The organism is Pseudideonella sakaiensis (assembly GCF_048320135.1).
Taxonomy (GTDB): domain Bacteria; phylum Pseudomonadota; class Gammaproteobacteria; order Burkholderiales; family Burkholderiaceae_C; genus Ideonella_A; species Ideonella_A sakaiensis_A.
Map to the genome: position 1 here is coordinate 4,277,272 of NZ_CP182947.1, position 20,423 is coordinate 4,297,694.

The window sequence follows — 20,423 nt, forward strand, 5'->3', positions numbered from 1 at the left end:
GCCACGCAGTGCCGCTGTGCGGTCAGCGGCAGTGCAGCACGCCGGCGTTGATGCTGCACAGCGCCGCCGGACTGGCGAGGTCCGGGCCGACGCGAATCAGGTAGCGGCCATCGCTGGTCCAGCAGCCGGCACTGTCGCAGCGGGTGACGATGGTCGGCGGCTGGCTGCCGGGAGCGGGCGGCGGCGGAGAGGGCGCGGTCGGCGGCGCGCGGTTTGCGATCGACGGCGGCGCGGCAACCGGGCCGACCGTCACCGGCGGAGAGATGCGCGACGGCGGTGGCAATTGCGGATCGGCTGCGCGGCCGAGGCATTCGGTGGCCGCGCGTTGCCGCGCCTGCTCGACCAGCGGACCGGCGCCACGTCCGCCGCTGCCGCGCTCGGCGCGTCGCGTCTCCTCGACCGCATGCAGCCGTTCGAGTGCGCCGCGGCAGGCCGGCGTCTCGAAACTGCCGGCTGCCGACGCGGCAGTCGACAGCGGCAGCAGAAGCAACAGCAGGCGGCCCGAAAGTCTCATCGCGTTACGACGCGCCTTCGCAGGCGAAGTTCAGTGTGCGCTTGATCGGACCGGTTATTAGTTGACAACTAAAGTATTGAGGATTAATCTTTCTGCCAATCGGCACGGCACCTAGGCGGCCCGGGTTCCTGACCTGGCGCGTTGCGGCCGGCCCGAGCAAACGGAGCATCCATGAATATCGTCTGTATCGGTGGCGGCCCGTCGGGCCTCTATTTCGCGCTGTTGATGAAGCAGCAGAACCCGCAGCACCAGATCAAGGTCGTCGAGCGCAACCGCCCGTATGACACCTTCGGTTGGGGCGTCGTCTTCTCGGACCAGACGCTCGGCAACATGCAGCAGGCCGATCCACCGAGCGCCGCGCTGATCCTCGACGCCTTCAACCACTGGGACGATATCGAGGTCAATATCCGCGGCCACAAGATCCTGTCCGGCGGCCACGGCTTCTGCGGCATCGGCCGCAAGCGGCTGCTCAATATCCTGCAGCAGCGCTGCGAGGAGGTCGGCGTCGAACTGGTGTTCGAGGCCGACGTGAAGGACGACGACCAGTTTCCGGAAGCCGACCTGATCATCGCCAGCGACGGCCTGAACAGCCGCATCCGCACCCGCCACGAGGCGACCTACGAGCCTGATATCGATACCCGGCTGTGCCGCTTTGTGTGGCTCGGCACCCACAAGCTGTTCGACGCCTTCACGTTCGCGTTCGAAGAGACCGAACACGGCTGGTTCCAGGCCCACGCCTACCGTTTCGACGACAAGACATCGACCTTCATCGTCGAGACGCCGGAGGAAGTCTGGCTGAAGGCCGGCATTGACAAGATGGAGAAGGAAGAGGGCATTGCCTTCTGCGAAAAGCTGTTCGCGAAATACCTCGACGGCCACTCGTTGATGTCGAATGCGTCGCACCTGCGCGGCTCGACGCAATGGATCAAGTTCCCGCGCGTGATGTGCAAGCGCTGGGTGCACCACAACGGCCGCGCGCCGGTCGTGCTGATGGGCGACGCCGCGCACACCGCGCATTTCTCGATCGGCTCCGGTACCAAACTGGCGATCGAGGATGCGATCGAGCTGGCGCGCTGCATCGGCCAGTCGCCCGATGACCTGCAGGCCGCATTGCAGCACTACGAGGATGTGCGCAGCGTCGAGGTGCTGCGGATCCAGAATGCGGCGCGCAATTCGACCGAATGGTTCGAACATGTCGACCGTTATGTCGACCTGCCGCCGGAGCAGTTTGCCTATTCGCTGCTGACGCGCAGCCAGCGCATCAGCCACGAGAATCTCAGGCTGCGCGACCGCGACTATGTCGAGCAATACGAGGACTGGATCGCCGAACGCTCCGGCATCAAGCGGGTTCCGCCGCAGTCGCCGATCCCGCCGATGTTCACGCCGTTCACGGTGCGCGGCGTGACGCTGAAAAACCGCGTCGTCGTCTCGCCGATGGCGCAGTATTCATGCGAAGAGGGGATGCCGGCCGACTACCACCTGGTACACCTCGGCTCGCGGGCGATGGGTGGCGCCGGCCTCGTCGTCGCCGAGATGACCTGCCCCTCGCCGGACGCACGCATCACGCCGGGCTGCCCTGGATTGTGGAATGAGGCGCAGCGCGACGGCTGGAAACGGGTTGCCGATTTCATCCACAACAACAGCGACGCGAAGTTTGCGATCCAGCTCGGCCATGCCGGCGCGAAAGGCTCGACCAAACTCGCCTGGGAGGGCATCGACCAGCCGCTCGACGATGGCAACTGGCCGCTGATCTCGGCGTCGCCGCAGCAATACCTCGACGGCGTCAGCCAGTGGTCGCGGGCGATGACGCGCGCCGACATGGACCGGGTTCGCGATGATTTTGTCCGCTCGGCGCGTTTTGCCGAACAGGCCGGCGCCGACTGGCTCGAACTGCACTGCGCGCACGGCTACCTGCTGTCGTCGTTCATCTCGCCGCTGACCAACCAGCGCACCGACGAATACGGCGGCTCGTTGGAAAACCGGCTGCGTTATCCGCTGGAGGTCTTCAATGCGATCCGCGAGGTCTGGCCGCAGCACCTGCCGATGTCGGTGCGCATCTCGGCACACGACTGGGTCGAAGGCGGCATCACGCCGGACGATGCGGTCGAGATCGCGCGCGCCTTCAAGGCCGCCGGCGCCGACCTGATCGACTGCTCGTCTGGCCAGGTCAGCAAGCAGGAGAAGCCGGTCTTCGGCCGCATGTTCCAGACGCCGTTTGCCGACCGCATCCGCAACGAGGCCGGCATCGCGACGATTGCGGTCGGCGCAATTTCCGAGGCCGATCACGTCAACAGCATCATTGCTGCCGGCCGTGCTGACCTGTGCGCGATTGCCCGGCCGCACCTGGCCAATCCGTCGTGGACGCTGCTCGAGGCGGCAAAGATCGGCTACCTCGATCTGGTCTGGCCGAAGCAGTACCGCGCCGCGAAGATGCAGCTCGAGCGCAATCTCGAACGCGAGAAGGCCGCTGCTGCGCAGGCGGCCGGCGCATCGCCGCTCGAGCAGGCGAATGCGGCACTCGGTGTCTGACGCGGGGCCTCGGTGATGAACCAGATCGATGTCTCGCATGCGCTGCTGAAGGATGCGCAGGAGCTCGGCCACGAGGCCCGGGCCGGCCGCAACGACCATGCGGTGCTGAAGCTGTGGCTGCGCATGCTGGCGTGCACGACGCAGATCGAGGCCGAGATCCGCAAGCGGCTGCGCGAGCAGTTTGCGATGTCGCTGGCCCGCTTCGACTACCTGGCGCAGCTGTACCGCCATCCCGACGGGCTGAAGATGCGCGCGCTGTCGCGTTATCTGATGGTCACCGGCGGCAATGTCACCGGGCTGACCGATGAACTCGAGCGCGAGGGCCTGGTGCAGCGTGCCGACAGCCCGGAAGACCGCCGCACCTTCATCGTCAGCCTGACCGCGAAGGGCCGCAGCAGCTTCGAGGTGATGGCGAAGGCACACGAGTCGTGGCTGCTCGAACTGTTCGACGGCATCGACGCAAAAAGCGTGCAGCGCATGTTTGCCGACCTCGGCGAGCTGCGGGTCCACCTCGTCAACCACAACAACGCATCGACAAGCAAGGAAAAGACATGACAGACAAGCCAGCCGATACCGATCGCGTCGACCCGGCGCTGGTTCGCGGCAACCGGCAGCAACTCGCAGGCTACGACGCGACGCATTTCAGCTGGCAGGTCGACGGCGGCGTCGCGACGCTGACGTTGAACCGGCCGGAACGCAAGAATCCGCTGACCTTCGACTCGTATGCCGAGATGCGCGACCTGTTCGGCCGCCTCAAATATGCCGACGACGTCCATGCGGTCGTTGTTGCCGGTGCCGGCGACAACTTCTGTTCCGGTGGCGATGTGCACGAGATCATCGGCCCGCTGATCAAGCTGCGTGCGCCCGAACTGCTGATGTTCACGCGGATGACCGGCGACCTGGTGAAGGCGATGCGCGGCTGCCCGCAGCCGATCGTCGCGGCGGTCGACGGCGTCTGCGCCGGCGCCGGCGCGATCATCGCGATGGCCTCGGACCTGCGGCTCGGCACGCAGCGCAGCAAGACCGCCTTCCTGTTCAACCGCGTCGGCCTGGCCGGCTGCGACATGGGCGCCTGCGCGATGCTGCCGCGCATCATCGGCCAGGGCAGGGCGAGCGAGCTGCTCTTTATGGGCCGCTCGATGTCGGGCGAGGAGGGTGAACGCTGGGGATTTTTCAACCGGCTCTGCGAACCCGATGCGGTGCTCGCCGATGCGCAGGCGCTGGCACGCGACCTCGCCGCCGGCCCGACCTTCGCAAACGGCATCACGAAGACGATGCTGCACCAGGAATGGGCGATGACGATCGAGCAGGCGATCGAGGCCGAGGCGCAGGCGCAGGCGATCTGCATGATGACCGAGGATTTCAATCGCGCGTACCAGGCCTTTGTCGCGAAATCGCGGCCGAAGTTCGAAGGCAACTAGAGCGGTGATGGACAAGCACCAGATCGGTGGCGAACCTTGTAGGAGGGGCTTCAGCCCCGATTGGGGTGTTGCCATGCTGCGAAATCGGGGCTGAAGCCCCTCCTACGGCCCCTCCTACGGCCCCTCCCACGGACACTTGCATGAAAAGCAATCACCTCGACTGGCCCTTCTTTGATGATCGCCACCGTGCACTGGCAACCGAACTCGATGCCTGGGCGGCACAGCACATCGACCAGCACCACGCCACCGATGTCGACGCCCAGTGCAAGGTTCTGGTGAAGCAACTCGGCGCTGCCGGCTGGCTTCGCCATGCGGTGGGCGGCACCGAACATGGCGGCAACGTCGACGTGATCGATACCCGCGCGATCTGCCTGATCCGCGAAACGCTGGCTCGCCATTCCGGGCTTGCGGATTTTGCGTTTGCAATGCAGGGGCTGGGGTCCGGCGCGATCAGCATTGCCGGCACCGACGAGCAGAAGCAGAGCTATCTCGGCCGGGTTGCGCGCGGCGAGGCGATCAGCGCATTTGCATTGTCCGAGCCCGATGCCGGCTCCGACGTCGCGGCGATGAGTTGCGCGGCGACGATCGATGGCGACCACGCGGTCCTGAACGGCCAGAAAACCTGGATCTCGAACGGCGGCATCGCCGACTTCTATGTCGTCTTCGTGCGCAGCGGCGAGGCGCCCGGTGCGCGCGGCATCTCGGCCTTCATCATCGATGCCGATACGCCGGGCTTCGAGATTGCCGAACGCATCGACGTGATCGCGCCGCACCCGTTGGCGACGCTGCGCTTCAACGATTGCCGCGTGCCGCTGACGCGGCGCATCGGCGAAGGCGGCGAAGGTTTCAAGATCGCGATGCGCACGCTCGACATCTTCCGCACCTCGGTCGCCGCGGCGGCGCTCGGTTTTGCGCGGCGCGCATTCGACGAGGCGCTGCAGCGCGCGAAGACACGCAAGATGTTCGGCGGCGTACTCGCCGATTTCCAGCTGACGCAGGCCAAGCTTGCGCAGATGGCGACGACAATCGACAGCGCCGCGCTGCTGACGTACCGGGCCGCCTGGCAACGCGACCAGGGCCGCAGCGTGACGCGTGAGGCAGCGATGGCCAAGCTGACGGCGACCGAAGGCGCGCAACAGGTGATCGATGCGGCGGTGCAGATCTTCGGCGGGCTCGGTGTCGTCAGCGAGCAGCCGGTCGAGCGGCTGTACCGCGAGATCCGCTCGCTGCGCATCTATGAAGGCGCGACCGAAGTGCAGCAGCTGATCATCGGCCGCGACCTGCTGAAGGAGGTCGGGCGATGACCGAGACATTCAGCCGCGAGCGCCTGATCCGCTTCTCCGACTGCGACCCGGCCGGCATCGTGTTCTATCCGCAGTATTTCGTGATGCTCAATGGGCTGGTCGAGGACTGGTTCAACGAGCAGCTCGGTGTGTCGTATGCCGGGCTGGTCGCCGAGCGGCGCATCGGCCTGCCGACGGTGCGGCTCGAAGTCGATTTCAAGGCCGTCAGCCGGCTCGGCGACCGGATCCGGCTTGCGCTGCAGCTCGAGCGCCTCGGCGGCGCCTCGCTGACGCTGCTGCTGAATTGCCGCGGTGCCGATGATGGCGGCACGCTGCGCATGCAGATGCGCCAGGTGCTGGTGACAACCTCGCTCGACAGCCACCGCGCGGTGCCGATTCCGGCCGACGTGCGCGATGCGATCGGGCGCTGGAGTGCGACCGACGTCGTTTCGACCTGACAGACATCCACCAACAACAACGAGGCAAACCATGATGCAAGTGCTCCTACCTCCCGGCTGGCCAAGGCCGAAGGGTTATGCAAACGGTGTCACCGCCACCGGCCGCCAGGTGTTCATTGCCGGCATGATCGGCTGGGATTCGCAGGGCGAATTCCACAGCGACGATTTTGCCGAGCAGACGCGGCAGGCCTTGCAGAACGTCGTCGACGTGCTGCGCGAGGCCGGCGGCAAGCCCGAGCACATCGTCCGCATGACCTGGTATGTGACCGACAAGCGCGAATACCTCGCCGCCGGTCGCGAGGTCGGCAGGGCCTTCCGGGACATCATCGGTTCGTTCAATGCGGCGATGACCGCCGTCGAGGTCAGTGCCTTGATCGAGGACCGCGCCAAGGTCGAGATCGAGTGCACGGCCGTCATTCCGGAGTAAAGCCATGGCCGAGAAATCCGCACATGTCGATACCTTCGCCCGCGACAACCTGCCGCCGCCGGAGCAGCAGCCCGAATTCCTGTTCGAACTGCCGGAGCTGCAGTTTCCGCCGCGGCTGAACTGCGCAACCGAACTGCTCGATCGCCACGTCGACGAAGGCCGTGGTGACCGCCCCTGCGTGATGGCGCCGGGCGGGCCGCGCTGGACCTATGCCGAACTGCTCGACAAGGCCGACCGCATCGCCCACGTGCTGGTCAACGAGATGGGACTGGTGCCCGGCAACCGGGTGCTGCTGCGTTCGTTCAACAAGCCGATGCTCGTCGCCTGCTGGTTCGCGGTGATGAAGGCCGGCGGCATTGCGGTCGCGACGATGCCGCTGCTGCGCGCAAAGGAGCTCGGCCAGATCATCGGCCGGGCGCGGGTCAGCCATGCGCTGTGTGATGTCACGCTGCGCCAGGAACTCGACGATGCGATCGCGAAGGCCGAGCAGCCGCTGCAGCTGCGCTGCTTCGGCGACGATTCGACCGACGGTCTGGAGGCGCTGATGCAGCGCCACGACGGGCGCTTCGCGAATGTCGACACCGCGGCCGACGACTGCTGTTTGTTCGGCTTCACGTCCGGCACGACCGGCCAGCCGAAGGCGACGATGCACTACCACCGCGACGTGCTCGCCTGCTGCGAAACCTTCGGCCGCCATGTGCTGCGCGCCGAGCCCGACGACGTCTTCATCGGCAGCCCGCCGCTGGCCTTCACGTTCGGACTCGGCGGCCTGACGTTGTTCCCGATGCGGATCGGCGCGTCGACGGTGCTGCTCGAGAAGGCCTCGCCCGATGCATTGCTCGAGGCGATCGCCGCGAACAAGGCGACGGTGCTGTTCACCGCGCCGACGTCGTACCGCGCAATGGCCGATCGCGCACGCGATCGAAAGATCTCGGTCGCCAACGGCGGCTCGCTGCGCAAATGCGTTTCGGCTGGCGAAGCCTTGCCTGCCGCGACGCGGACGTTGTGGCGCGAGGCCACCGGCATCGAGATGATCGACGGCATTGGTTCGACCGAGATGCTGCACATCTTTGTCTCGGCCGACGAGGAACATGCACGGCCCGGCGCGACCGGTATCGCGATCCCCGGTTACCGCGCCTGCGTGATGGGTGATGACGGCCAGCCGGTCGGTCCGGGCGTGATCGGCAAGCTGGCGGTGAAGGGGCCGACCGGCTGTCGCTACCTGAACGACGAACGCCAGGCCAACTATGTGAAGAACGGCTGGAACTACACCGGCGATGCCTACATCGTCGACGACGACGGCTATTTCCACTACCAGTCGCGCACCGACGACATGATCATCTCGGCCGGCTACAACATCGCTGCGCCCGAGGTCGAGGAAGCGATCCTGCTGCATCCGGCGGTCGCCGACTGCGCGGTGATCGGCGTGCCCGACGAAGAACGCGGCCAGGTCGTCAAGGCCTTCGTCGTTCTGAAGCAGGGCGAGGCCAGTGACGACGCGATGGTGCGCACGCTGCAGGAGCATGTGAAGGCCAGCGTCGCGCCGTACAAGTACCCGCGCCAGATCGAGTTCTGCGACAAGCTGCCGCGTACCGAGACCGGCAAGCTGCAGCGCTTCCGGCTGCGCAGCACGGCCAGCTGACGCGGCAGGCCTCTCGCGTCAGCGGCGCAACATGCGGCGCTGCGCGAGCTGCAGCCGCAGCTGGCCAATCGCGCAGGCCACGCCGTCGAAGACCGGCAGGCCGCTTCGTGCGGCCAGCGCCGATGCATGGCCACACAACACGGCGCCGGCGAGCACGATCGATCCGGCGCCGGCATCGCGCAGGCTGAAACAGGCGGTTGTCAGGCCATCGAGAACACCGGTCTCGGCCGCTGTGCCAGGCACGGAAAAGGCCGCATCGAGCTCTGGCGCCTGCCAGCCGACGACGCGTCCGGCAACACCGATCTGCTCGACGCGCTGCCGGTACAGCGGCAGCATTGCTGCGCCGACCGTCAGCAGGCCGATCCGTTCGCTGTGCAGGCAGGCAGTCAGCAAGGCCGCTTCGGTCATCCCGACGACCGCAAGGGCCGGGTAGCGTTCACGCAGACGCGGCGCAGCGCCGTCGAGCGAGATGCCGAGCGCGATCGCATCGTGGCCTGCGGCGTGTGCCGCGGCGAGTTCGAGCGCATTGTTTTCTGCGGCCGCAAGCTGGGCGGGTTCGCGGACCGCTGCCGGTCCGTTGCGCGCGGTCACCGCGCTCAGTTGCTCGCCTTCGGACAGCGCAACCCGTGCCGATGCCGCAAGCCGTTCGGTGATGTGGACCGAGGTATTCGGATTGATCAGCAGCACCCGCACCGGCGTCAGGCCTTGAAGATCGCTTCGAGGTCGACCTCGGGTGCGGCCGGGTCGAGTTTCAGGCTGCGCTCGATGTGGTCGAGGTGTGCCAGCATCAGCGATTCGGCCTTCGCGACATCGCGATGGGCAATCGCCTCGATGATTTCCGAATGCTCGTCGGCCAGGCAGGTGCTGGCGGTTGGCGCGTCGTACAACACGATGATCAAGCAGGTGAGCGTGCACAGTTCGCGCATCTGCCGCGCCAATGCGGTATTGCCGGCCTGCTCGGCGATCAGCGTATGGAACTCACCCGAAAGGCGGACGATCGCCCGCTTGTCTTCGCGGCGCCGGGCATCCTGCTCCAGCGCCTGGTGCTGGCGCAGGCGGGCTACCCGCTCCGGCGTCAGCGTCTCGATCAGCCGGCGCACGACCGCCGGCTCGATCAGCCGTCGTGCCTCGAAGACATGCATCGCCTGCTCGATCGACGGCTTCGCGACATAGGCGCCGCGCTGCGGAATCAGCTCGACGATCTGCTCGTGGGCCATTCGCGCGAGCACCTCGCGGATCCGCGCGCGGCTGACGCCGAAGATGTCGGCCAAGCGTTCCTCGACCAGCTTGGTGCCGGGATGCAGCCGATGTTCGACGATCGCCGCATAAATCTTTTCGTAGATCTCGTCCTGCACGTTTTCGCGCTCGAGACGGGCGGAAACAGGCGTCTGGCGCGCGCGGGCAGTTGGCATGGCGGGCTGGTTCAGGAAGGCGGAAAGATCGGGGCGGTGTCGACAGCCGTGCGTGTCGGTGTCTGTCGAATCGATTGTAGGCAGCGCACGAATGATGCCGCCGAGATCGTCGCGGAACGCGGCCATCACCGCCAGCCGAACAGCCGACCCCAGCCGTCGATGACGGACGGATCACCACCGGCGGCACGCAGCGCACCCCATACCGTCGTGCTGACGGTATCGAGCAGCGGGATGTCGAGTTCGCGTTCGATCGCGTCGGCCAGCGGGGCTGCCTGCAAGTTGGTGCAGAAGGTCGTGATCGCCTGCGGCCGCGCCGCCGCGACCTCGCCCATCAAGCTGCGCAAGGTCGCTGGTTCGACCAGTGCGAAATCATGGTTGACGGTGATGCCGAGGTGGCGTTCGGCGACGACCTCGATGCCGATCGTCGCGTAGTTGTCGACGATGCGCTGCTGCACGTCGGCGGTATACGGCGTCACCAGCGCCAGCCGCTGGATATTGCGCAGGGCCAGCAGTTCGTTCAACGCCAGCACCGCCGTCGTTGCCTTGATGCCGGTGCGCGCGGTGATCCGCTCGACCAGCCGGTGGTCGGCATCGAAGCCGAGCCAGCCAGCCGCGGTGCCACTCCACGCGATCACGTCGACCCGCGCATCGGCGAGCAGCTCGGCCGCGGCGAGGATCTTGCTGTCGTCGAACTGGCCGAGCGCCTGCTCCGACAACGCGATCTCGGTGACCGTGAAACGCGAGAAATGCGCGGTGCAGCCGGCGGCGACCGCGAGGGCGCTGGTCAACGGCTCGAGCGCGGTATTCGACGACGGCGTCAGGACACCGAGGCGGATCGGTCTGGACATGGGAACTCCTGGGTTGGACTTGTGACGGGTCCGGATGGTCGCGCGACCCGTCGGGGCAATTATCGATGGCCCATCAAAAATTGTCGACATTAGTGTTAACACGGTATCCAACAAAACGATTGTCGACGAAGATGTCGACATTGATGGGGCGGATTCGTTGAACCTGGCCCACCTCTTGCAACCGGAGCAGTCTGAAATGAACAGTTGTGGCAACAAGCACCAGCGAGGAGCAACAAAGGCGATGTTGACAACAATGTACGCACGCTTGTCAACGTCAATGCACTTCCGCGGTGCGATCGGGGTCGCGGCATGAGCGAATCCGGTTTCGACCTGGTCGTCCGCAATGCTCGTGTGGCGACCGCAAGCGACTGCTTCGACGCCGACATTGCGGTCCGCAACGGCCGCATCGTTTCGCTCGGCAGTGGCCTCGCAAGTGGCCGGCGCGAGATCGATGCGGCCGGCCGGGTCGTCACGCCGGGTGGCGTCGATGCGCATTGCCACCTCGACCAGCCGATGGCGCCGCCGCTGCGGATGGCCGACGATTTCGAATCGGGCACGCGCAGCGCAGCCTGCGGCGGCACGACGACGGTGATTCCATTTGCCGCGCAGGCCAAGGGGCAGTCGCTGCGCGCGGCGGTCGCCGATTACCACCACCGTGCCGAAGGCAAGGCGCATGTCGACTATGCCTTCCACCTGATCGTCAGCGACCCGACGCCCGAGGTGCTCGAGAACGAACTGCCGGCGCTGATCGCCGAGGGCTATACCTCGTTCAAGGTCTACATGACCTATGACGACCTGAAACTCGACGACGGCCAGATCCTCGATGTGTTGTCGGTTGCGCGTGAACATGGCGCGCTGGCGATGATCCACGCCGAGAATGCCGACTGCATCGAGTGGCTGACGAAGCGGCTCGAGGCGGCCGGCCGCACCGCGCCGCGTTTCCACGCGCACTCGCGGCCGATGCTGGTCGAGCGCGAAGCGACGCACCGCGCGATCGCATTGTCGGAACTGGTCGACGTGCCGATCCTGATCGTGCATGTGTCGGGCCGCGAGGCGGTCGAGCAGATCCGCTGGGCGCGTGCCCATGGGTTGCAGGTCCATGCCGAGACCTGCCCGCAATACCTGTTCCTGACCGCCGAGGACCTCGGCATCGACGACAGCTACAAGGGTGCGCGTTGCATCTGCAGCCCGCCGCCGCGCGACAAGGCGAACCAGCAGGTGATCTGGGACGGCCTGAACGACGGCCTGTTCACGGTCTTTTCGTCCGACCACGCACCGTTCCGCTACGACGCACCCGAAGGCAAGAAGCCCGGCGGCGAGGAGGTCGCATTCCGCCACATTCCGAACGGCATTCCGGGCCTCGAGACGCGGCTCGCGCTGCTCTATTCGGAAGGTGTGCTGGGCGGGCGGATCACGCTGGAAAAATTCGTCGAGCTGACATCGACCAATCCGGCCAAGGCCTACGGGCTGCATCCGCGCAAGGGGACGATTGCGCCGGGAGCCGATGCCGATCTGGTGATCTGGAACGAAGGCGAATACGCGATCGACAACGACCGCCTGCACCACGCGGTCGACTACACGCCATATCAGGGGATGACGCTGCGCGCCTGGCCGGGGATGACCTTGATCGGCGGCGACGTCGTCTGGGACGGCCAGAACTTTTATCCGCGCCAGGGCCGTGGCCGCTTCCTGCAATGCGGCCGACCGACGTTGCGGCCGATGCGGAGTCGGCCATGAAACTGCTGCTGATCAATCCGAACATCTCCGACAGCGTCTCGCAGCTGATCCGCGCCGAGGCCGAGCGCAGCGCCGCGCCGGATACGACGATCGAGGTGCTGACCGCACGTTTTGGCGTTGCCTACATCGAGACCCGTTTCGAGGCGCTGATCGGTGCCTATGCGGCGGCCGAACTGGCGGCCGAACACCACGAACGCTTCGACGCGGTGATCGTCGCCGCATTCGGCGATCCCGGCATCGGCGGGCTGCGCGAGGCGCTGCCATGCCCGGTCGTCGGCCTGACCGAAGCGGCGCTCGCCAGCGTCTGCCTGCTCGGCCAGCGCTTTTCGATCGTCGCAATCTCGCAGCGCATCCGCGCCTGGTACCGCGAGACGGTCGAGCACAACGGGCTGTCGGGTCGGCTTGCGAGCATCCGCGGCCTCGACGAAGCGCTGCCGGACATCGGCAATGTGCAGCGCAACCAGGGCGAGCGGCTGGTCGAGCTTGCCGAGCGCTGTGTCGCCGAAGACGGCGCCGACGTGATCGTGCTGGCCGGCGCGCCGCTGGCCGGGCTGGCCCGGTCGTTGCGTGGCCGCCTGCCGGTGCCGGTGGTCGACGGCGTGTCGAGTGCGGTGCGCCATGCCGAATCGCTGGTTGCACTGCAGCCCGGCGCCGCCAGCCGCGGCAGCTTTGCGCCGCCGCCGGTCAAACCGAACCAGGGCCTCAGTCCGGCCCTTGCACGGCTGCTCGACCGCAGCCGCGACTCCTGAAACCTTCGACAAAGGATCCACGATGACTTCGCTTCGCCTGCCCCGCCTGAACCGCATCCTCGCGCCACTGTCCGTCGCTGCCGCAATGCTGGCCGCCGCGCCTGCGATCGCGCAGCAGAAGCTGCAGATTGCCGGCAATTTCGCCGGCGAACATCCGAGCAGCGTCGCCGTCGAGCAGGTATTCAAGAAGGAAGTCGCGCGGCTGACCAACAACCAGCTGCAGGTCGACGTGTTCCCGGCGATGCAACTCGGCGGCGCGAAGGAGAACGTCGATGCGGTGCGCTCCGGCACGCTGGCCTTGACCTGGGTCGGCGCGGCATATTTGTCGCGCATCGTGCCCGAACTCGAGGCGGTGGCATTGCCGTTCGTCTTTCCGAACCGCGAGGTCGCGCTGCGCGTGATCGACGGCCCGGTCGGCGATGCGATCGAGGCGAAGCTGCAGGACAAGGGCTTCACCTCGCTCGGCTGGATGGAGCTCGGCATGCGCCACCTGACGAACAGCCGTGGTCCGATCAAGAGCGTCGATGATCTGAAGGGGCTGAAGCTGCGCCTGCAACCGAGCGAAACCCACCTCGCGTCGTTCCGCGCGCTCGGCGCCAATCCGATCTCGATGGACGTCAAGGAGCTGTATTCGGCGCTCGAGCAGAAGGTCGTCGACGCGCAGGAGAACCCCTATACGGTGATTTCGGCATCGCGTTACGGCGAGGTGCAGAAGCACTTGTCGAACTCGGGCCACTTCTTCGATTTCATCGCGGTGATCGGCAGCAAGCGGGCGCTCGAGCAGCTGAAGCCCGAGCACCAGAAGGCGGTGCGAGAGGCGATGGCGGCGACGGTGGCGTTCCAGCGCAAGCTCGCGATCGAGTCTGAGGCGAAGGCGCTGGCCGACCTGAAGACCAAGATGACCTACACCGAGATCCCGCCGGCGGTGCGCGAGGAGATGCGCAAGCTGTCGGCACCGGTGATCAACGACGTCGTCAAGAAGCGCGCCGGCGCCGCACTGGTCGATCAGGTGCTGGCCGACGTCGCGAAACCCTGAGCCGGATCGATCGGAGACGGCAATGGACACGACGATGCGCAAGCCGGTGCTGCCGGTCACGTTCGACCCGACCACCTGGACGGGCCGCATCCTCGATGCGCTCGACCGCGTGGTGCTCGGCGCGCTGCTGGTCGCGGTCGCGGCGATGGTCGGCATCGTCTCGGCGCAGGTGGTGATGCGCTACGGCTTCAACCAGTCGTTCGACTGGGCCGATGAGTTGTCGCGGCTGGCTTTCGTCTGGAGCATCTTTCTCGCGATCCCGCTCGGCGTTCGCCAGGGTGCGCACATCGGCATCGACATCGTCGTCAGCCGTTTTGCGGCGCCGGTCCAGCAACTGCTGCGCCGTGCCGGCGCGCTGCTGGGCGCGGTGATGATGACGATCATCGCGTGGGCAGCGACCGGCGTTGCCATCGAGCAATGGGACGAGCTGATGTCGGTGCTCGACTGGAGCGTCGGCTGGTTCATCGTGCCGGTGGCGATCGGCTCGGCGCTGTCTGCGCTGCACCTGCTGCGGGTTGCGATCGACGGGCCGCGGCCGAACGATTCCGGGAGCGCCGAATGACCGCGCGCCATCTCCATCTCGAAAGGAGCCTGTCATGAGCCTCGGCATCGTGCTCGGCTTCATGCTGCTGGCCTGCCTGGGCCTGCCGATCGCGTTTGCGATGGGGGTCTCTGCGATTGGCGGGCTGTGGATCGCCGGCGTCGATTTCTCGATCGTGCCGCAGCGGATGATGCATGCGGTCAATTCCTTCCCGCTGATGTCGATCCCGTTCTTCATGCTCGCCGGCGAGCTGATGATCAAGGCCGGCATCGTCGAGCGGTTGATCGCGCTGGCCAATTCGGTCGTCGGCCGGGTGCGCGGCGGGCTGGCGCATGTGACGATGTTGTCCGGCGCCGGGCTGGCCACCGTGTCGGGTGCCGCAGTGTCGGATGCGAGCGCGTTGTCGTCGATTCTTGTGCCGTCGCTGTCGAAGGTCTACGACCGCGGTTTTGCCGCCGCGCTGGTCGCCGCCGCAGCGAATCTCGGCCCGATCATTCCGCCGAGCGGCGCGATGATCGTCTACGCCTTCATGGCCGGCTCGTCGGTGTCGGTCGGCGGCATGTTCATGGCCGGTGTGTTGCCCGGTTTGATCATCGCAGTCGGTTTCATGGCGCTGTGCTCGTGGATCGCGACGCGGCGCGGCTGGGCGATCACCGGCGAGCCGTTCAAGCTGTCGCGCGTGCTCGGCGAACTGCGCCGCTCGCTGGTCGTGCTGCTGATGCCGGTGATCGTGATCGGCGGCATCGTCGGCGGCGCATTCACGCCGACCGAAGGCGCGGCGATCGCCGTCGTCTATTCACTGGCGATCGGCTTCTTCGTCACGCGCAGGCTCGAGATCGCCGACCTGCCCGGCGTCGTCGTCCGCGCGGCGATCACCTCGGCAGTGGTCGGCGCGCTGATCGCCTTCGCATCGATCATCACCTACCTGATGACCATCGACCTGCTGCCGCAGAAGCTGTCGGAACTGCTGCTCGGGCTGACCAGCGACCCGATTGTCTTCCTGCTGCTGGTCAGCCTGCTGCTGTTCGTCGTCGGCATGTTCCTCGAGTCGAACGCGGCCTACATCATGCTGGTGCCGCTGCTGCACCCGATTGCGCTGCAGTACGGCATCGACCCGTTGCACTTCGGCTTCCTGTTCGTGCTGAACCTGGTGATCGGCATGTTGACGCCGCCGGTCGGCGTCGTGCTGTTCGTCGTCTGCGGCGTCACCAAGGTGCCGATGCGCGAGCTGGTGCGCAGCGCCTGGCCGTTCATCACCTTGATGTACGCGGTGCTGCTGCTGTGCATGTTTATCCCGTCGGTCGTCACGACCCTTCCCCGCGCGCTCGGCTATTGACGTCGACGTCGTTCCTGTCCCTCCCCCAAGCAAAGGAAACCCGATGAACCGGACCCACCGCATCGCCAGACTGTTTGCCGCCGGCACCGCCGCCGCCACGTTGCTCGCCGCCCCGCTGCTGGCCAGCGCCGATGACCGGATCACCTTCAAGGTGGTCGGCCAGCCGGCGGCCACCGGCCTGATCCAGAAGAACAAGGAGAAGCCGTTTTTCGACGATTTCGCGAAACGCACCGGGCTGCCGATCGATGCCGACTACAAGTCGATCGATTCGCTCGGCATCAAGGATACCGAGCAGCTGCGCGTGATGAAAGCCGGCCTGTTCGACATCGTTTCGCTGCGTGTATCGCAGAACTCGCGCGACGAGCCGACGCTGCTCGGCATGGACCTGGTCGGCGCGGCACCCGACTATGCAACCGCGCGCAAGGTCTACGAGTCCTATCGTGAGACGCTGGACCAGCGGCTGCAGAAGCAGTTCCAGGTCAAGCTGCTCGGCATCTGGCCGTTCGGCCCGCAGATCCTGTTCTGCAAGAAGCCGCTGACGCAGTTGTCGGATCTGAAAGGCATGAAGGTCCGGGTCTATGACCAGAACCTCGCGAAATTCGTCGAGTCGGTCGGCGGCACGCCGGTGCCCTTGTCGTTCACCGAGGTGCATCAGTCGCTGTCGCTCGGCGTCGTCGACTGTGCGATCACCGGCCCGAGTTCGGCCAATTCGTCGAACTGGCCCGAGGTCACGACGCACCAGTATCCGCTCGGCTTCCAGATGGCGCTGAACGGTTATGCGATCACGCTGAAGGCCTGGAACCGGCTCAATGCCGAGCAGAAGGTCAAGATGCAGGCTGCATTCAATGCGCTGACCGACGACATCTGGGCCTATTCGGCCGAACTGACGCAGGATGCGATCAACTGCAATGCCGGCATGGATCCGTGCACGACCGGCAAGAAATTCAGCCTCGTCAATGTGCCGGTCACCGCGGCCGACAAGGAGACGGTGCGCAAGGCGGTCGGCACGATTTCGCTGCCGACCTGGGCCGAGATCTGCGACAAGTCGAACCCGGGCTGCTCCGATGCCTGGAAGAAGACCGTCGGCAAGGCAATCAACGTCCAGTAAGCCTCGATCTACCCGGGAGGGCGCCGATCGCGGCGCCTTCCACAAGCATCACCATCGAAGGATTCGCGTCATGAAAGACTCCATCGAACGCTGGCTGGGCACGCTGTTCGGCTTGATATTCGTCGCGTTGTCGCTGCTCGTTGCAGTGGAAACCTTTGTCCGCAAGGCCTTCAATTTTTCGCTGCAAGGGGCCGACGAACTCGGCGGCTATGCGCTGGCGTTTGGCGCGACGATTGCATTCAGCCTCGCGCTGATGGGGCGTTCGCACATCCGCGTCGATGTCTTCCACGACCGCCTGCCGCCGCTGCTGCAGACCGTGCTGAACTGGCTGTCGGTGGTCTGCCTGGCCGCCTTCAGCGGCTTGCTGGCCTGGCTCGCGTGGTATGTGATCCAGGATACGCGCAGCTACCAGAGCGTCTCGCAGACGCCGTGGGCAACGCCGCTGCAATATCCGCAATCGGCCTGGCTGGCCGGGTTGATGATGTTCGCGCTGGTCGCTGCCGGCTATGCGCTGAGGGCGAGCTGGCTGCTGCTGCGTGGCGACAGCGCGACGCTGAACGATGAGTTCGGTCCGCGCACGACGAAGCAGGAAGTCGACGAAGAGGTGCAGGACCTGAAGGCCCGTTCCGCCACGGTCACCGAATTGCCGGCTTCCGAACCGGCTGGAGCACAAGCATGAACGTCACCTACATCCTGGTCGCCTTCGGCGGCATGCTCGGCATGATGCTGCTCGGCCTGCCGATCGCCGTCGCGATGGCTGCAGTGGGCATCGTCGGCGGGCTTGCCGCGTACGGCATGCCGTTCATCAATTCGATCGCGCCAGTGGTCTGGGGCGTGCACAACGACAACCTGCTGACCGCAATCCCGTTGTTCGTGCTGATGGGCGAACTGCTGCTGCGCTCCGGCATCGCCGACCGCATGTTCGGCGCGCTGGCTGCCTGGCTCGGCCGGCTGCCTGGAGGCCTGCTGCACACCAACGTCGGCTGCAGCGCGCTGTTCGCCGCGACCTCCGGATCGTCGGTTGCGACCGCGGCGACGATCGGCACCGTCGCGCTGCCGTCGCTGCACAAGCGCAATTACCGGATGGACATGTCGCTCGGCTCGATCGCCGCCGGCGGCACGCTCGGCATCCTGATCCCGCCGTCGGTCAACATGATCATCTACGGCTCGCTGACCGACACCTCGATCAGCAAGCTGTTCGTCGCCGGCATCATCCCGGGCCTGATGCTCGCCGCCGCGTTCATGGGTTTCATCCTGGTCCATGCGCTGGTCACCGGCACCGCGATCCGCGAGGACAAGGTGCCGCTGGCGATCCGGATGCGGCTGCTGAAGGACCTGGTGCCGCCCGGCGTCGTCTTTTTCATCGTGATGGGCGGCCTGTACAGCGGGCTGGCGACGACGACCGAATCGGCCGCACTCGGCGTCGTCGCTTCGCTGTTCTTCGCCGCGAAGAGCCGCAAGCTGAACTGGCCGCTGCTGCAGCACTGTTTCGTGCAGACCGCGAAGACCAGCGGCATGATCCTGCTGATCATCACCGCCGCGTTCATCCTGAACCTCGCGATCAGCCTGACCGGCGTTGCCGAGGCGATGACGGCCTGGGTCACCTCGTTCGGCCTCAGCGCGATGCAGCTGCTGCTGGTGCTGATCGTCTTCTACCTGATTCTCGGCATGTTCATGGACGTGTTGTCGATGATGGTCGCGACGATTCCGATCACCTTCCCGATCGTCACCGCGATCGGCGTCGATCCGGTCTGGTACGGCATCTTCATCGTGCTGATGTGCGAACTCGGGATGATCACGCCACCGGTCGGCATGAACCTGTTCGTCGTCCACGGCATCCGGCCCGACAAGGGCGGCATCCATGACGCGATCGTCGGTGCATTGCCGTATGTGCTGATCATGATCGTCTTCACGATCCTGCTGATGATGTTCCCGGGCATCGCGACCTGGCTGCCGGGGAAGATGTGATGGGCGATCGTTTGTGGCAGTTGTCCGCGTGTGAACTGCAGCGCCGTTTTCGCGACGGCAGTCTGACGCCGATCGCCGTTGCGAAAGCCTGCATCGAGCGGCTCGAGGCGGTCAACCCGCGGCTCAATGCGGTAGTGGTGCGGCGTGACCAGGCCTTCCTCGAAGAAGCCGAGCTGGCCACCGCGCGCCATGCACGCGGCCAGCCGCTGTCGCCGCTCGACGGCATACCGATCAGCGTCAAGGACAGCCTGCTGACCGCCGACATGCCGACCAGCTGGGGCACGCGCGCATTGCGCGAGCACAACACCGGCGTCGACGAACTGGCCGTCGCCCGTGCCCGCGCCGGCGGTGCCTTGATCATCGGCAAGACCAACGTGCCGGAATTTGCGCTCGAGGGTTATACCGACAACCCGGTCTACGGCGTGACCGGCAACCCTTGGGCGCCCGAGCTGACGCCGGGTGGATCGAGTGGTGGCGCGGTGGCCGCGGTCGCTGCCGGCATCGCGCCGCTGGCGATCGCGCAAGATGGTGGCGGCTCGATCCGTCGGCCGGCGTCGCATGCCGGCATCGTCGGCCTGAAGCCGTCGCTGAGCGCATGGCCGCGGCAGCATGTGCTGCCGAGCCTGCTGCTCGATTTCGAGGTGATCGGCCCGCTGGCGCGGACGGTCGCCGATGCGCGGCTGTTGTTCGACGCATTGCGCGGACCGGCACCGGTCGACCGCTCGTCGCTGGCTGCTGCGCAGGCGGCATCGCGCGACCATGCGGTCTCCGGGCCGCAGCGGATCCTGTATGTCGAGCGGCTCGGCAACGCGCCGCTCGATCCGCAGATCGCCGCCAGCGTTGGTCAGGCCGTCGACACGCTGTCCGGTCTCGGCCATCGCGTCGAAGCCGGCGGGCTGCCGCTCGACCTCGACTTCTTTGTCGACGCCTGGCCGCAGATCGGCCAGATCGGCCTGGCGCGGATGTTCGATGCACACCCGGACTGGGAACAACAGGCGTCGCCGAAATACCGCGAGATGGCCGCAGCAGGGCGCCAGCTGCCGGCAACCCGGCTGCTGCAGATCATCGAACAGGTGACGCAGCTGCGGCGCGCCAGCGCAACGCTGTTCAACGACATCGATCTGATCGTGATGCCGTCGGCCGCGGCGCTGCCGTGGCCGGCAACCGAAGCGTTTCCATCGCGCATCGATGGCCAGCCCGTCGGGCCACGCGGCCATGCGATCTATACGGGCTGGGTCAATGCCGCCGGCCTGCCGTCGCTGGCGCTGCCGACCATGCCGGCAGGCAACGGTCTGCCGATCGGGTTCCAGTTGATTGGTGGCTACGGCAATGACAATCTGTTGCTGACGCTGGGTGAGCGTTTCGAGGCCGCTGCGCCGTGGGCGCAGCGCTGGCCGCCAATCTGAAAAGGAAA

The 20,423-nt window shown here is 66.1% G+C and carries 20 protein-coding genes; 16 read left to right on the top strand and 4 right to left on the bottom strand.

The genetic code is table 11. The annotated features are described in order from the left end of the window. Positions 1-22: 22 nt before the first annotated feature. Positions 23-514 carry a hypothetical protein gene (locus tag ACNH6H_RS19620; RefSeq protein WP_418319977.1) on the bottom strand — a complete coding sequence of 164 codons (492 nt, stop codon included), beginning with the start codon at positions 512-514 and terminating at the stop codon, positions 23-25. A gap of 171 nt (positions 515-685) precedes the next feature. Between ACNH6H_RS19620 and ACNH6H_RS19625 the strand changes: the two genes are divergently transcribed. The 7 genes from ACNH6H_RS19625 to ACNH6H_RS19655 all read left to right on the top strand — a co-directional run bounded on the left by ACNH6H_RS19625 (position 686) and on the right by ACNH6H_RS19655 (position 8,274). Continuing rightward, the gene (locus ACNH6H_RS19625; protein ID WP_418319978.1) at positions 686-3,043 is read left to right on the top strand and encodes a bifunctional salicylyl-CoA 5-hydroxylase/oxidoreductase; all 2,358 of its coding nucleotides are present in this window, start codon (positions 686-688) and stop codon (positions 3,041-3,043) included. A gap of 15 nt (positions 3,044-3,058) precedes the next feature. After that, positions 3,059-3,598 (top strand): MarR family winged helix-turn-helix transcriptional regulator, encoded by a 540-nt coding sequence (locus ACNH6H_RS19630; RefSeq protein WP_418319979.1) that lies wholly within the window; start codon positions 3,059-3,061, stop codon positions 3,596-3,598. Next, positions 3,595-4,464, top strand: a complete 870-nt coding sequence (locus ACNH6H_RS19635; RefSeq protein WP_418319980.1) for an enoyl-CoA hydratase family protein — start codon at positions 3,595-3,597, stop codon at positions 4,462-4,464. The genes ACNH6H_RS19630 and ACNH6H_RS19635 overlap by 4 nt, the downstream gene beginning before the upstream one ends. A gap of 140 nt (positions 4,465-4,604) precedes the next feature. Beyond that, positions 4,605-5,768 carry an acyl-CoA dehydrogenase family protein gene (locus ACNH6H_RS19640; protein ID WP_418319981.1) on the top strand — a complete coding sequence of 388 codons (1,164 nt, stop codon included), beginning with the start codon at positions 4,605-4,607 and terminating at the stop codon, positions 5,766-5,768. Beyond that, positions 5,765-6,205 carry an acyl-CoA thioesterase gene (locus tag ACNH6H_RS19645; protein ID WP_418319982.1) on the top strand — a complete coding sequence of 147 codons (441 nt, stop codon included), beginning with the start codon at positions 5,765-5,767 and terminating at the stop codon, positions 6,203-6,205. The genes ACNH6H_RS19640 and ACNH6H_RS19645 overlap by 4 nt, the downstream gene beginning before the upstream one ends. Before the next feature lie 34 nt (positions 6,206-6,239). After that, positions 6,240-6,632, top strand: coding sequence for a RidA family protein (locus ACNH6H_RS19650; RefSeq protein ID WP_418319983.1), 393 nt, complete (start codon positions 6,240-6,242; stop codon positions 6,630-6,632). 4 nt (positions 6,633-6,636) lie between these two features. Then, a complete protein-coding gene (locus tag ACNH6H_RS19655) occupies positions 6,637-8,274 on the top strand; it encodes an AMP-binding protein (RefSeq protein ID WP_418319984.1) in 1,638 nt (545 codons plus the stop codon). Between the two features lie 18 nt (positions 8,275-8,292). Here ACNH6H_RS19655 and ACNH6H_RS19660 read toward each other — a convergent pair whose 3' ends face one another. The 3 genes from ACNH6H_RS19660 to ACNH6H_RS19670 all read right to left on the bottom strand — a co-directional run bounded on the left by ACNH6H_RS19660 (position 8,293) and on the right by ACNH6H_RS19670 (position 10,534). Then, positions 8,293-8,967, bottom strand: a complete 675-nt coding sequence (locus ACNH6H_RS19660) for an aspartate/glutamate racemase family protein (RefSeq protein ID WP_418319985.1) — start codon at positions 8,965-8,967, stop codon at positions 8,293-8,295. A 5-nt stretch (positions 8,968-8,972) separates the two neighbouring features. After that, positions 8,973-9,686: a GntR family transcriptional regulator gene (locus ACNH6H_RS19665; protein WP_418319986.1), complete on the bottom strand. Its 714-nt coding sequence runs from the start codon at positions 9,684-9,686 to the stop codon at positions 8,973-8,975. A gap of 125 nt (positions 9,687-9,811) precedes the next feature. Beyond that, the gene (locus tag ACNH6H_RS19670) at positions 9,812-10,534 is read right to left on the bottom strand and encodes an aspartate/glutamate racemase family protein (protein WP_418319987.1); all 723 of its coding nucleotides are present in this window, start codon (positions 10,532-10,534) and stop codon (positions 9,812-9,814) included. Between the two features lie 309 nt (positions 10,535-10,843). On the opposite strand from ACNH6H_RS19670, the gene hydA reads away from it, so the two are divergent. The 9 genes from hydA (at position 10,844) to ACNH6H_RS19715 (ending at position 20,415) form a co-directional block, all read left to right on the top strand. Then, on the top strand, positions 10,844-12,271 hold the full coding sequence (hydA, locus tag ACNH6H_RS19675; protein WP_418319988.1) for a dihydropyrimidinase: 1,428 nt from the start codon (positions 10,844-10,846) through the stop codon (positions 12,269-12,271). Beyond that, positions 12,268-13,020: an aspartate/glutamate racemase family protein gene (locus ACNH6H_RS19680; protein ID WP_418319989.1), complete on the top strand. Its 753-nt coding sequence runs from the start codon at positions 12,268-12,270 to the stop codon at positions 13,018-13,020. Before hydA ends, ACNH6H_RS19680 begins: the two co-directional genes overlap by 4 nt. Before the next feature lie 22 nt (positions 13,021-13,042). Continuing rightward, positions 13,043-14,056 (top strand): TRAP transporter substrate-binding protein, encoded by a 1,014-nt coding sequence (locus ACNH6H_RS19685; RefSeq protein ID WP_418319990.1) that lies wholly within the window; start codon positions 13,043-13,045, stop codon positions 14,054-14,056. A 22-nt stretch (positions 14,057-14,078) separates the two neighbouring features. Continuing rightward, complete coding sequence (locus ACNH6H_RS19690) at positions 14,079-14,618, top strand: TRAP transporter small permease (protein WP_418319991.1); 540 nt, start codon at positions 14,079-14,081, stop codon at positions 14,616-14,618. 34 nt (positions 14,619-14,652) lie between these two features. Further along, positions 14,653-15,933, top strand: a complete 1,281-nt coding sequence (locus ACNH6H_RS19695) for a TRAP transporter large permease (protein ID WP_418319992.1) — start codon at positions 14,653-14,655, stop codon at positions 15,931-15,933. A gap of 43 nt (positions 15,934-15,976) precedes the next feature. Then, on the top strand, positions 15,977-17,041 hold the full coding sequence (locus ACNH6H_RS19700; protein WP_418319993.1) for a TRAP transporter substrate-binding protein: 1,065 nt from the start codon (positions 15,977-15,979) through the stop codon (positions 17,039-17,041). Positions 17,042-17,111: 70 nt separating this feature from the next. Continuing rightward, positions 17,112-17,720 (top strand): TRAP transporter small permease subunit, encoded by a 609-nt coding sequence (locus ACNH6H_RS19705; RefSeq protein WP_418319994.1) that lies wholly within the window; start codon positions 17,112-17,114, stop codon positions 17,718-17,720. Next, complete coding sequence (locus ACNH6H_RS19710) at positions 17,717-19,009, top strand: TRAP transporter large permease (protein ID WP_418319995.1); 1,293 nt, start codon at positions 17,717-17,719, stop codon at positions 19,007-19,009. Before ACNH6H_RS19705 ends, ACNH6H_RS19710 begins: the two co-directional genes overlap by 4 nt. Next, positions 19,009-20,415: an amidase gene (locus ACNH6H_RS19715; RefSeq protein WP_418319996.1), complete on the top strand. Its 1,407-nt coding sequence runs from the start codon at positions 19,009-19,011 to the stop codon at positions 20,413-20,415. The genes ACNH6H_RS19710 and ACNH6H_RS19715 overlap by 1 nt, the downstream gene beginning before the upstream one ends. Positions 20,416-20,423 lie beyond the last annotated feature (8 nt).